This window comes from Aeromonas sp. QDB23 (assembly GCF_027707745.1).
GTDB classification, from domain to species: Bacteria; Pseudomonadota; Gammaproteobacteria; order Enterobacterales; family Aeromonadaceae; genus Aeromonas; species Aeromonas allosaccharophila.
The window spans coordinates 1-13280 of sequence record NZ_JAPCJA010000078.1 but is presented as its reverse complement, the minus strand read 5'-3'; the positions used below and the strand labels follow the sequence as shown (position 1 = coordinate 13280).

At 44.4% G+C, this 13280-nt stretch carries 11 protein-coding genes; 6 read left to right on the top strand and 5 right to left on the bottom strand.

Features of this window, described 5'->3' with window-relative positions; genetic code table 11:
- Positions 1 to 121: 121 nt before the first annotated feature.
- The 3 genes from PG888_RS21275 to PG888_RS21265 are packed head-to-tail and all read right to left on the bottom strand — an operon-like array spanning position 122 to position 6242.
- Positions 122 to 607: a hypothetical protein gene (locus PG888_RS21275; RefSeq protein WP_075114281.1), complete on the bottom strand. Its 486-nt coding sequence runs from the start codon at positions 605 to 607 to the stop codon at positions 122 to 124.
- On the bottom strand, positions 604 to 5280 hold the full coding sequence (locus tag PG888_RS21270) for a RecQ family ATP-dependent DNA helicase (protein ID WP_270694383.1): 4677 nt from the start codon (positions 5278 to 5280) through the stop codon (positions 604 to 606). The genes PG888_RS21275 and PG888_RS21270 overlap by 4 nt, the downstream gene beginning before the upstream one ends.
- Positions 5277 to 6242, bottom strand: a complete 966-nt coding sequence (locus PG888_RS21265; RefSeq protein WP_197930941.1) for a DNA-processing protein DprA — start codon at positions 6240 to 6242, stop codon at positions 5277 to 5279. The genes PG888_RS21270 and PG888_RS21265 overlap by 4 nt, the downstream gene beginning before the upstream one ends.
- A 375-nt stretch (positions 6243 to 6617) precedes the next feature.
- Here PG888_RS21265 and PG888_RS21260 point away from each other — a divergent pair, with 375 nt between their 5' ends.
- A complete protein-coding gene (locus tag PG888_RS21260; RefSeq protein ID WP_197930939.1) occupies positions 6618 to 6914 on the top strand; it encodes a hypothetical protein in 297 nt (98 codons plus the stop codon).
- Here PG888_RS21260 and umuC read toward each other — a convergent pair.
- Positions 6897 to 8168 carry a translesion error-prone DNA polymerase V subunit UmuC gene (gene umuC / locus PG888_RS21255; RefSeq protein ID WP_270815986.1) on the bottom strand — a complete coding sequence of 424 codons (1272 nt, stop codon included), beginning with the start codon at positions 8166 to 8168 and terminating at the stop codon, positions 6897 to 6899. The two genes, PG888_RS21260 and umuC, sit on opposite strands and share 18 nt — an antisense overlap.
- A 3-nt stretch (positions 8169 to 8171) precedes the next feature.
- Complete coding sequence (gene umuD, locus PG888_RS21250) at positions 8172 to 8594, bottom strand: translesion error-prone DNA polymerase V autoproteolytic subunit (RefSeq protein WP_010676201.1); 423 nt, start codon at positions 8592 to 8594, stop codon at positions 8172 to 8174.
- Between the two features lie 92 nt (positions 8595 to 8686).
- Here umuD and vapB point away from each other — a divergent pair, with 92 nt between their 5' ends.
- From vapB to PG888_RS21225, 5 genes are all read left to right on the top strand, one after another.
- The gene (gene vapB / locus PG888_RS21245; RefSeq protein ID WP_307772348.1) at positions 8687 to 8953 is read left to right on the top strand and encodes a type II toxin-antitoxin system VapB family antitoxin; all 267 of its coding nucleotides are present in this window, start codon (positions 8687 to 8689) and stop codon (positions 8951 to 8953) included.
- Positions 8954 to 9663: 710 nt separating this feature from the next.
- Positions 9664 to 9963 (top strand): hypothetical protein, encoded by a 300-nt coding sequence (locus tag PG888_RS21240; protein ID WP_111901665.1) that lies wholly within the window; start codon positions 9664 to 9666, stop codon positions 9961 to 9963.
- A gap of 5 nt (positions 9964 to 9968) precedes the next feature.
- On the top strand, positions 9969 to 10727 hold the full coding sequence (locus PG888_RS21235; protein WP_270694439.1) for a hypothetical protein: 759 nt from the start codon (positions 9969 to 9971) through the stop codon (positions 10725 to 10727).
- 110 nt (positions 10728 to 10837) lie between these two features.
- Complete coding sequence (locus PG888_RS21230; protein ID WP_270694438.1) at positions 10838 to 12790, top strand: tetratricopeptide repeat protein; 1953 nt, start codon at positions 10838 to 10840, stop codon at positions 12788 to 12790.
- A gap of 245 nt (positions 12791 to 13035) precedes the next feature.
- On the top strand, positions 13036 to 13280 hold a 245-nt coding region (locus PG888_RS21225), incomplete at its 3' end, for a transposase (RefSeq protein WP_270694437.1).

Genomic DNA, 13280 nt, shown 5'->3' with positions numbered 1-13280 from the left:
TTTCGCTACGCTCTATAAAAGCCAGGCTGGCCAACTCCTGCAACTGGCTGCGAGGTGCGCCACTGGCAAAGCCGAAGCCAACTTATTGATTACAATTAAAAACTGAATGGTAATCTGAAAATTAAACCATGTTCATAGTCAGAAGTCCGATACCTCCAGCCAACACCAATATACCTAAAACAACTATGGCTCGTAGCCCACTTATCGATCTTTTCTGAGACTCCGCGACAGCCTCTAACTTGCTGTTCAATTCGCCAAATTGTTTAGCAATGCAGCTATCAATTGCTGCGCGGCCTTGTTCAAACTGATCAGGTGTTACGAACGTCAAGGCTGCTACGTCACGCCTTAGTTTAAACTGTTCATCTTTGATCTGGCCTAGAAGGTCATTAAGTGACGTCAGGCGACCTTCAAACTCTTCAAATTTATTCGAGTTCTTCGTAACCCATTCACCCTGTTCAGTAGCTAGATTTGCGAGGGTTGATTTCGCAGCCTCTATCTCTGTTCTTGCATCGTTAACTGCGCTTAACAGGCCATTAAACTCTGCCACTTGCGCCGATTGCTCTTCGAGTGAATCGATTACTCGGTGTAGTTTCTGTATGTCATTCACCAATTAATCCCCTTGTATTGGCTGGTAAGTTTTTCAAGCCTATTTGCTAGTGGAGCTAACAAAGTGTGATAGGAGAACGGATCCCCTAGCTCTTCATTTACCTCCCCAAGAACATCCAAATCATCAAATTTCTCATGGACCAAACGAGCAAAGCGGCTTCGCGCATTTTCAGAGAACATTGGCTTTAGCTGCATAGTTTTTCGGACCAGCTCTAGTGCTTCATCCCTATTATCACTAATCAATCGATCAAAAGACGCTGCCATTCTTCGCTCTCCATCTGCATCATCAAACTCATCGGAAGCTAGTCGCAGTACACCGCTCAAGTAGTTCAAGAATGCATTATCTTTGTATGACTCTAGGAATCGAGAAAGTTGACCTCGTAGGAGCGTCATCTTCTCGCTGCCTACTAGATGTTCCGTGCGCTCTTCTTCATCAGTTTCAAAAAATACTGATGGCCATATCTTCGCCGACACAGAATTCTCAGCCATATTGAGCAGAAGTTGGCTCGACTTGTCGTGCCTGAAATAACCCTCTAGCTTCTCCTTAAATTCTTTGTCGTCCATCCTGCCTTCAGCGAATAAACTACATTGTTCATAAACGTTCTTCTGTGACTGGCGACGGTTGTAGACAAAATGGTCATAGGACCAGAGTAAAAGAACAAGAAAGATAAATTGCGATTTATCGATAGACCCTTTTCTTAACTTGTCGCAGAGAATTTTGTAGTACTGGTTATCACTACTGAACACATCCGCGAGTTTGAACTCAGGATCATACTTTCTGACGGTATGCTCAATTTTATTTTCAAGACCTTCTTCCGATAGGCACTGGAACTCGACATAGAGCGTGCCATTAAAAAAGTCTTCGATTACCCAGTCAGAAACAATACCTAATTGAGAAAGACGGTAGATAGCCTTTTCCAATTTATACTTTTCCGTACCAAACTGCCTGGCAGTAATGGTCACCGTGTTGTGTTCCTGATTGTACTTAAAGAATTCGTATACGTTTGCCATCAACTTGAACTCATCATTGATTGTGTCCAAGCTGTTTGTCATCAGGAACAGATTTGTGTTCAGGTCGCTATCTCGACTCAATAACTTCACGTACTCCTTCAGATCTTTGACGTTCGTACTAGCGTCCCAAATCTTGTCGAGAATAGCTGAATTGGGCTCTTTTGTGAGAAGCACATAGCAATCTGCGGGTACTTCCTTGAATAATTTTTTATCTCGCCCTGCCCTGCCTTCTTCCTGATACAAGGCTTCCATCGACCCAGGTATTCCGAAGTGAACCGTATAGGCAATATTCCCCTTATTCACGCCCATTCCGAATGCCTTAGTAGCAGTAAGTAGGCGGTATTTATTTTCTTTAAAATCGTCTTGAACTTGGCGCTTATATCTATCGAAAGCCTCTCCCTGTAATACCCCCATTTTCGGAGCAGACCCCGAAAAATATCTAACATCCATATTCAAGAGTGTTGAAATTCGGCCCGCTAAGCTATGACAACCCTTAGACCCGTTGACGGTGGCAGTGAATATGATTCCCGCCTTATTGCCATATTCCCCGTCGGAATTCCATTTACGCTCCATTTCAGAAACAAGTTCGACGGCTGCATCAACTTTGCGGCCTTTATCGTCGATAACGTGGAATGAGAGTTCCTCGCGAGTGAAGTCCATGGGTGTGCGGACAAAATCATCGGGGATATCAAACTCTGTTTGAATATCCTTTAGGACGTTAACTGATGCGGTTGCAGTTAGGCCTATATAAATTGCACTGGGAGCAAACCGTCCAATTGTATTTGCCAGGTTAAGATAAGACGTCCTGAAATCATGCCCCCACTCAGACAAACAGTGAGCTTCATCGATCACCGCGTAGGCAAATGAGAGATCTAGTCCGATAGCCAACATCTCTTTTCTAAACGCATGGGTTTGGAATCGCTCAGGCGATATGAAAACGAAGAAGTACTTACCACGTCCGAAATCGCTCTGAACTTTGGCCTTCTCTCCTGCCTTCAAATCACTAGTAATAAAATTGCTTCGAGTGAAGCCGATGCTATCCAAATCGGCTTTCTGGTCATACATCAAACTCTTTATCGGACACACGACAAAGCTAACAGCTGGTTGCAGAACCGCAGACAGCTGGTAACAAATCGACTTACCCGAACCTGTAGGCAACAATCCTATTGTGCCGTTTCTCGAAAGTGCAGATCCTATGATACCAACCTGCCCTTCCCTGAAATCTACATCCTCTAGGTATGGTAGAAACAGGTTGCTGAGGAAGTATCTCAGAGACTCTCGCTGCTCGCTGCCTGGGCTAAGATCTAGCTTGTAGGCAATGGGATCACTGCATGAAAGCTCGAAGAAGTCATAGTCAATTAATTGACTGGTTTCTATTGAAACAGCATCAGAATCTTCGAAGTATCGATAGAAATCGAAGTAATCCGTACGTGAATATATGACGTCTTTGTTAACTTGAAAGGAATCGTCATAACGCTCCAGTATGCTGAAGTCGATGAATATATTTTCACCAGACCGTTCGCTCGGAAGCTCATCTGATTCGATCAGCGCTACTTCAATTCGCCTTTCTTCAATACCAATGAGACGCAAGAGATTCGATAACAAATCGTTCAGGTCGTCTAGTGCCGCTTCAGCAAAATCTGTGCCATCACGATTGACTATGAATAGTTTTTTCAACTCTCCTAGTCTGATCTGACCGCGTTCAAGAAGCTCCAATAACAGTAACTGGAAACGCAACGCCGAGGTCAGCCTCAATCGTGGGTCGGTAACATCAGCTCCATTTTCATAAACCTCTTGGTAATTCAATAAAGAAATACCATTAGGAGGCGTTAGGACACCGTCACGCTCTAGGCCATCTACGATCTGAATGTGAGAAATAATCGAATTTATCTTACTGATAAATGACTGGTTCTCAGATGCCAGTTCTTGAACAGTGAACCGAACAGTCTTCAGTCCCTGGGTTTCAGTAAACAAATCCCTCATCTCATCTAACTGCTGAGAATTTTGGTGTTGCTGACCGTCTATCTCAATAATTAAACCAACTTGAGGAATGTAAAAATCTACCTGTCGGTTCTGGAATTGTTCAACGTAGACCTGAGTCATATCGTAAATCTGGACTTCAGGGAGCATTAGCTGTTTTACAAAAATGTACTTACCGAAATACTTCGGAATCAGCTCATCAAAAAACCTTTTCGCTGGGTAGCTTCCAGACTGTTTGTTGCCTCGAATTAATCTGTTCCAAAAAACTGACTTATCTGACAAAAGAGCCTGAGTTGGTGTATTAAGAGCGCTCTGTTCCAGCTCAATGCCAAATGCTTTCCTCAGTTTTCGCGAGGCTATTGTAGGCTTCCCTCTCTGAAGTATGTTTTTAAGAACTTGAATTGCTCCAAATAGCTGACCAGACGCCACTTCAGACGAGATAGAATAGTTGAGAAGATTATGGAAAATGAAGTTATGGTTGGTTCTCGCGTAGTTAGCAGAAAACTTCTTGCTTACAAGCCTACGACTAGACTTCGGCCTGACATATCCAGATAGTTCACTTTCATCCGCCAGCGAGTCGATGATTGGGTTGTACAAATCTGAAAATAGTTGGTTATTGTGCTGTTGTTCAATGCTGTCAGTACTTAGCTCTAATCTATAGAGAGTTTTGACCAACGTAAAAATGTAAATACTTGAATTCGGGAAAGCTTGAGATAGACAGCGTGTTATCTCATCAGTTGTAGCCCCCGAAGTTAATACGTCGTCAACGATAAGAAATGTCGGATTTGAATTCGCTTCTATTGAATCAACTTCGGCTTTATAGGCCCCTCCGACCTGCTGTCGTCTTTGTACTGCACTGCAATTAGTCGATTTAACTAATACGTGCTTTTTCTCTAATATCTTAGGTTGGTAAGTAGCCCCTAAAGCAACAGCCAGCGACTTGCCCAAGGTATCTAATGCTTTATCGCCATCTTCAGCCCTAAGCTCAGCGTGACCTAACGCTCGAACAACAATATCTATAACTGGAAATGAAGGAGCTAGCTCAACAGTCTTGTTAACCCAGCGGCGTACAGAAGGATTCTTGTTATCTTTGAAAGACCAAACTTCCTGTTTGACACCATCTAAATAGAATCCCAGATGAAGTTTATTTCCAGATTGTATTAACTCAGAACGTCCCGTTGTTGCGGAACTCGGTGTCGAGTTTTTTCCAATAAGCTCGGAGAGATTGCTTACTCCCTTATGTGACGAATCGATCTCCGAGGCAGAACCCCAATCTACTGAGAAAAACTCAACTCCTGCATTGAAAGCAGCGTCTCGATCTAGGTTGCTATCTCCTAAATAAATTGACTCGTCGGCGCTAACACCGAAATACTCGAGAATACGAGTAACGCCCTCATGGCTCGGCTTATGCTGCGTTACATCATGGTAGGCTACTACATAATCAACAGAGATACTGAAGTGTTTGAGTAGACCCTGAACGTAATTCGAAGGCGCATTCGAGAAGATAGCAACCTTGATTCCAACTGACCGAGCCGTTGTAACAAGGCCGACAACGCCCTGATAAACGGCACAACCATTAAAGTACCTGTGTATGTCTCTCCATCGGCCAGCTGACCGAAATGGTTCGAGGCTTGATGTATCAATAAGCGTGTCATCAAGATCGAGGACGATGACCTTTATCACAGCAGGCCACCGTTTGATTTCAACGATCTAAATGAACTCGCGATGTCTTTTAATTGAAGCTGAATATCTTCATAAGATTCGCTCGTGTAGGGTATCGCCTTTCCTTCGTTAACTAGATGTTGCGTTCCTGAAATTGCCTTGATAGTAAGATCTGGATACCTAGCTTTCTGTGCGTCAGGAACGAAGACAGGACGCTCCATAGAGAGAGCAGATTTGACTGCGTGCATCGTCCCACCATCTATCGAAGTTTCAATAGCAAAGACGGCAGTAGATAAACCTGCTTGTATCCTGTCTCGCTTAGCAAAGAACGCAGGTATTGCTTTGGTTCCTGGAGCATTCTCCGCAACTAGAAGTCCATCCGTATCCAAAATTTCCTGAGCGAGTTCTCGATTACTTGTGGGAGAAATAGAATCCACATCGACAAGAACAGAAATCGTTGAGGTTTTGGCGTCTAATGCAGCGCGATGAGCAATTGTATCGATACCCAGTGCAAGTCCACTGACTATCGTGAAACCATAAGTCGCAAACTTTTGAATAGTTTTAATCGTTATGGTTTCACCCTTGGGGGTGTTTTCACGAGTTCCTACAACAGCTATAGAAAGCCTATTCTCTAAGAGTTTCAGATTGCCTTTGCAGTAAAGAAAGGGAGGAGGTTTCGGGAGATTGTATAACGAGATTGGATAGGTTTTCGAACCGAAGAGAACAATCTCAACTCCTTTATTTTTGAACGAATCAATCTCAGCTTGTACTTCGTCCCTGAGAGCCTGGAAGTTCGCAGCGTTGAAGAAACTTTCGAGAGCTGCTCGAGATTTAACATTTGAGATTTTTAGATTGGAGGAATGGTGTACCAGTTCTTCGAGCGTTGACACTCCGCTATACGCTGAAAACTTTAAGATCGACAGAACCGTTTCATCACCAACGCTCATTAACTTCTTAAGAACAAGAGCATCTACAATGTTCACATCCCCCCCCCAAAAAACGACCGTTTTTAGTCCATTAATCGTACAGATTAATTGTATTCTACCGAGAAAACAACATAAACTAACCTGATTTCCCATGACCCTCAGCCAGCTTCAAGAGCCGATATGGCATCGGACTAGCTCCAAGTCGAGCCGGATGGGCATAGTCTTTATGCAGAATTTGAAATGTATATACTGAGCGACTCGGATAGGGGCTTGAGACAATCCGAGTCGCTCATACTGGGCCTTTATAGAGGATAGAGTGTGTAATGAGTAAACCATTTAGTTCCGGTAGCGTTACAGTTCAACCATCTCGTGGCCTGTGGCAGGCAAGCTACTTAGGGCAGAAAGTCCCATAGCGAAGCGCGGTTTGGATCAATGGCAGAGACCCTTGCTCACCGGGCTTTGTTAAAATTGCAGGCTGGTAACTCTGACCCTGTGTCCGACGATCTGCAATTTAAGCTGCCATGGCGAATGCTGGATGCTGCCAGGCAATTGGGGCTCTCATTGGGCCAACTGCGGCAGTGGATGCTAACTGGAATGCTCAACGGACATGAGATTAAACCACCAATGCGTGATGTGAAAGGCGTTGACCGAATCACCGGTTGCGAATTAATGATGGCGCAAGAGCGCCTTGCTGAGTGCAAATCCGGGTTGTCACTTTGCAATGGGTAATTCGTCTAATGCCGTGGTATAGCGGGGACTGAGTTTTTCACGCCTCATAATCCAATCACTGTTGTCTCTCCCACGAGCTCCAAAATGAATTTTTCCTAATCGTCCCTGGTTGATTCGGTCGATCATCTGCATTAGGTCCTGACTGCGGGGCTTATGTTGATGATGGTCGAACAAATCTCCCTGCTGGCTGCCGATAGGAGTGAAGTCGGCTAGCATCACGCCCCCTTTTTGGTAGCGGTGCCCATCCCGCCAGATATGAGAGAGCAGTGAGTGGATCACTCCCAGCAGCTCCCTAGTATCGTTGGTAGGCACAGCCAGCTTGGTGCTCACGTGGTTGCCGTAGTAGGGCTCTTTGTCATTGAAGGGGCAGGTACGAATGAATAGAGTGACATGGCGACAGTACATTCCCTCTGCCCGGAGTTTTTCAGCTGCACGTTCCATATATCCTGCGAGTGCTTGATGCATGGAATTCATGTGTGTGATCCGTTCACCGAATGATCGGGAGCAGATGATCTGCTGTTTGGCTTGTGTGTCCTGCTCCAGGCTGGCGCATGGATAGCCGCGTAGCTCTAGCACGGTTCGCTCAACAACGACCCCATAACGATGCCGTAGGTTTTTACCATCGACAGCGACTAGGTCCGCCACACTATTGATCCCGTGCGCTTCGAGCCTGGTGGTCAGTTTTCTACCTATTCCCCATATTTCCCCGACCGGAGTGATCGTCATCAAACGCGCTCGACGTGCCTCATCACGCAAATCAACCACTCCACCAGTAGCAGGCCACTTCTTCGCGGCGTAGTTTGCCAGCTTGGCGAGTGTTTTGGTTGGCCCGATCCCGACGCCGACTGTGAGTCCAGTCCATTGCTGTATTCGTTCACGGATCTGACGACCATATGCTGTTAGGTCTCCCGCCCATGATTCGTTCAGTTCAACAAACGCCTCATCAACGCTGTACACCTCGACAGTTGGCACCATGCCTTCCAGCGTGGTCATTACGCGCTGTGACATATCACCATAGAGGGCGTAGTTGCTCGAGAACCAAACACCGCCTACGGCCTCGAAGAACTGACGGATCTGGAAGTAGGGAACACCCATCTTGATGCCAAGCGCCTTGGCTTCTGCCGAGCGAGCCACAACGCAGCCGTCGTTGTTCGATAGCACCACGATCGGGCGCCCCTTGAGGTCTGGCCTAAACAGGCGCTCGCAGGACGCATAGAAGTTGTTCACATCGACGAGGGCAATGGCGTTGGGCATGGTTTACCCCAGTTTGGTCTTGTGGAGCACATAGGTTACGACGCCAAAAATTTCTAGTTCCTGCCCGTCCAATAGATGGATGGGTTGGAAATCCGGATTGGCGGGTAGCAGGGCAGGGAACGGGCGTTCTTGCAGCTGTTTGACAGTGAATTCTCCATCAAGGCAGGCTAGAACGATAGCGCCGTGGCGGGCCTTGAGCGCCCTATCTACGATCAAAAGATCCCCGTCATTGATGCCCTTTTCCACCATGCTGTGGCCACTGGCCCTGACATAGAAGGTGGCAGCGGGATGCTCAATACAGATCTGGTTCAGATCTATGGTTTGCTCAATATAGTCCTGTGCTGGGCTAGGAAAGCCGCAAACCACAGGGGACAGAAAAAGCGGCAGCTCTAGAGCGTCCGGGGTTGGATGTGGGATGGCGAACATGGTGGCTCACTGGTTACTGTTTTTATATACAGTATAGCCGTATTGCATAACGTGTGCATCCGGTGTCAGTTGACATACCGGGCCCATTAGCTATGTTCGGTTCACATGGTACTGTGTTCATAGGACGCGTGATGGAATCAACAGTTTTTAGGTGTGGTCGTGGCCAGGGGGTATACCTGCCCGAGGCAGTGGCCCTGCCAGATGAGGTCACGCATGTTGAGATCGTCGTGGTTGGTCGTACTCGCATAATCACACCTGTAGGTGAGTCCTGGGATAGGTGGTTTGATGAGCCTTGTATGAGCGCCGACTTCATGGCCGAACGTGAGCAGCCAACCGCCCAGGAGCGAGAGAAACTCTGAGGTCCAGCACGGTAACTGAGTTGCGTAGCTGAGAGGGATTGTTTTTATATATATAGATAAAGCGTATCCCTCTCACCTGAAAAGGTGAATAGCTATGGCTATCATTCTCGCGTAGCGAGGATTGTTCATAGATCTGTCGGTACTCGCTCCCCAGGCAGGATAGCTCAGTAGCCATTTTTTCTAGGTTGCACCACTGGTCGTGGTGCATGTGATCCAGTTATCTACCCGTGGTTTCCATTGGACCATTCGTTGAAGGTGTTTTGGTGGCACTAGAGCTGAGGTGCACAGCTGAGAGGGATTGTTTTTATATATATATAGATAAAGCGCACCCCTCTCACCTAACAGGTAACGATGTGGCTACATCATTCTCGCATAGCGAGGATTGTCCATAGATCTTTCGGCGCTGGCTCTCCCAGGTAGACAGGATAGCTCGATAGCAATTTTCTATGTTGCACCACTGGCGTGGTGCATCTGATCCAGTTAGTTATCTGGCCAAGTATTCCACCAGGAACTTGTCAAATGGGGTATTCCACTTGTTGTAATCCCCGGACTACCTGGCACATGTCGAGCACCATCATGGCTGTGTCCCTGCATAGGAGCAACCTCAACACTGGCTGACGAAAACTGTACTAGCATCTTTCGTTTCCATTTCATAAGGTCTTATAGCCGTAGCTCCACAACAAAGACCTATCTGTATCATGGAAGTAACAATGGAAAGAATTTCACTGCATTCGTTAATTCAGAGAACTATGTGTATGTTGGGGTTCTCATTAGAAAGTATGGCTGATCGGGTATCAGCACTAATCTGGCTTGGTGATAATATCGGTGAACAATGGCCATATTATATTGATGACTCAACAATAGGGTTTAACGATTGGAAATTCATACGCGATGCTGATTCAGGAGAAATCGTATTTAGTAATATGCAAGTTCCTGCTATTAGTAAACATGAGCTGGTAGAAGTCTTTCAGGATGATTTTTCTGCAAACAATAATACAACTATGGAATAGTTGATATGAATGTATACCTCAAAAATGATTCATTGGAAATGGAACCACTAACAGATGAAGAGCGGATAGGGGCAGCTCGAGATCCATTGACTACGCCTGAGCAGTTAAACAAGCTATCCATGGACGATGATTCATGTGTTCGTTACTACGTCGCTGGAAATCCTGCAACTCCTATTGAGGCCATTACTCGACTAGCTCATGATGATGACGAGGATGTGAGTGAATTAGCTATCAGTACTGTCATTCAACCTGGCACTCTCAGTGAATTATCGACTCATACTAATGTTGTACAGAGAGTTGCCGTAGCTAGACATCCGTTAACCCCCACAATAGTACTCAATTCATTGTCCACAGATGCTGATAGACATGTCCGTGCAAATGTGGCTCGTAATCCCTCAACCCCCTTATCCGTATTAAACGCGTTATCTCTGGATGAAGCAGAAGATGTTCGTGTCGGTATTGCTGGTAACCCGAAGGTTTCTCAAGCGTTATTGATACAATTGCTTGAGCGGACAAACCACGATGATATAAGGGTTTTGGCTGCGGCAGCTGCTAATCGTGCATTGCCATCCCGGATTTTGATTCAATTTGTTTCTGATGACCGTCCTTTAATCCGTATGTCAGCGGCGAGTAATCCGCTACTAAAACCTGAACAGATGAACGAGTTACTTTTTGATAGTGATGAGTATGTGCGCAAGGCTTTGATGCGAAACCCTGCCTTGCCAGGCTCATTAAGCATGTGTTGCGTGGATGATCTGCTTTAAATCTATAATAAATGTTACAGAGCTCATACTTATGCTTTAATGTAATTAAACAAAATTCTGAAGATGATAGATTGAGATCAAGTTGACTAAATGGATACGTGGAGGTTGGAATGACATTCATAAAGATCGGCAATGGTACTGAAAAAGTAGTTGATTGTTATGAGCGCTCTATGGAGCCAATATATCAAGAGGCAATTTCTTACGAATTTGGGATCGGCGTAGAAGCTGACTTTCTAAAAGCGATTAAAACATATGAGATCGCAGCGTTACGTGGCCACCCTCAATCAAATTTAAAACTTGGCATGCTCTATTTTCATGGTCATGGTGTAACTCAAAATATAAATAAAGCAATTAAGTATTTTTGGAAAGCTGGGGATCGTGGGTGTGCCCTGTCCTACTTTACACTAGGATGGATTTATGACGAAGGGGTTTTAATACCTAGGGATGACGATAAAGCTGAATATTGTTATACAAAATCAGCTGAAAAGGGAAATGGCAACGCACAGTATAACTTATCTCAACTGTGTTTGAAGATAAGTGAAAAAACGTCCAAGAAAAGCTATGAAAAAAAATCAATAGAATGGCTTGAGTTGGCAGTGAAAAATGGCCATCCACTGGCCCAATTGAATATGGGCATTCATTTAGTCAATAAAAATGAAGGGCCAGAGGTTGATGTACATGCAAATCAGCTATTTACACTCTCAGCCGAACAGGGAAATATTGATGCGTTATATCAATTAGGGTTAATGCATCTAAAAAGCTACAAAAAATATAAGATAGAGCGTGATCTAAATATGGCATTTGAGTTTTTAAATAAAGCAAAAGATGCCGGGCATATTGAAGCACAAGTGAAAGTTGGAGACATCTGTTACTATTGGTTTGAGTTCGAACTTGATAAGACTAAGTTTGAAAATGTTCATATTGATGGGCGTGAGTATGAAGTAGGGCCTGATTTAGGTCATTATCTTGAAGCGGCAAAAAAGGGAAATAAAGAAGCAAAATATAAAGCTGGAGTCATACTTTTAAAAAAAGATGCGAGCTGTAGCAATGGATTGGAGATGTTAGCCTCTGCTGCGTATGAAGGCTATCCTGCTGCAAAATACTTGTTGTCCATAAAGGGAATTTGTGAACTTAGGCCGAGATTGAATGGCCAAGATGCATCTGGATTACTTGCAGGAATACGTCTTGATGATATTGAAAATATAAAAAAGCAGCTCGACTATGCATTTGATAATGGAATTATCGATGCGAATCTGCAACTTGCCAAACTGTATTGGAGTTGCTATCGAATTGGTAAGTTAGATATTAACCTTAGAGAGATGTCTAGCTTGATTGAATTTTGGGTTAGTGATTATCACTTATTGAAATACACCGAGATTCCTTATTGTACTGATTTTAACGGCAGATCTGTAGATGAACTTATTTCGCTTGCTACATCAGGTGATAGCAAGGCTCAATTTGTACTGGGAACTCGCTATGCGCAAGGCCGAACAGTTTCCCGGAATCCTGAAAAAGCTGAATTTTGGTATAACCAATGCCTTTGTTCGGGAGACTCGGAAATTCTATGTCGTTTAGCGTATATCTATCACAACGGTGATGGGGTAAATGCAGACATAAATAAATGCAAGGCAATTATGAACTCCTATAACAATAGTTGCCTCTCAAGTTCATATGATGATGATATAAATTATCGTCGTGGTTGTGTCGCGTTACATAATGATAAGGACCTGGAAAATGCAATTAAGTTTTTTGAGTTAGCTTCATGTAATGGTCGTTTACATTTAGGTGCAGAACTTAAACTTGCACAAATATACTTAAAGGATGATAGACGGTATGAGGAAGGTATTCATATGCTAATTTCAATTTTAAATGGTGGTGTGGGGCAACCTGGTGAGTGTAGTTTGCTTGCTCTTGCTAAAGTTTATTCAAAGAACAAAATGAAAGGCATTCGTGAAGATATAAATGAAAATTTCATTGCACCAGCTTTAGATGATGTACTCGGTCATTATCCTATGAGCTTTGAAAGTGCAGTCAATCACGCTCTAATTTATGATATAACATAAATTATCGATGCTATATTTATTTTTGTCATTAAGTGGGTGTCAGAATCAACACCCATTTAATGATTCTACTTTCTCTTAGTTTACAACTAGGAAGAGATATTTCAGTGTGGGTGAAATGTTATTTTTAAATGCTAATATCAGGTTTTCTAATTTGTATGGCGTTGTTTCCTAAATCGATGCAGCTTGAATGGAACTAATTGAAAACCCAGTGATCTGATCTCCACCATCCCCCTCAAGTCTGCATCATGGGCATATCGCTTCATCCCATCACCAACTGGCCTCAATACAACAAGTCTTTGATTAACCGTGGTTCACTCACCTTCTGGGTTGATACCGAGGCCATGAACAACTGGTTTCACCACGACCATCATGGGCGGTGGGGCCGCAGCCAGCTCTACACCGACCAGAGCATTTGTACCTTTCTGATGCTCAAAGGGATTTTCAGCCTCACGCTGCGAGCCACTCAGGGGCTACTCGACTCCCTGTTCGA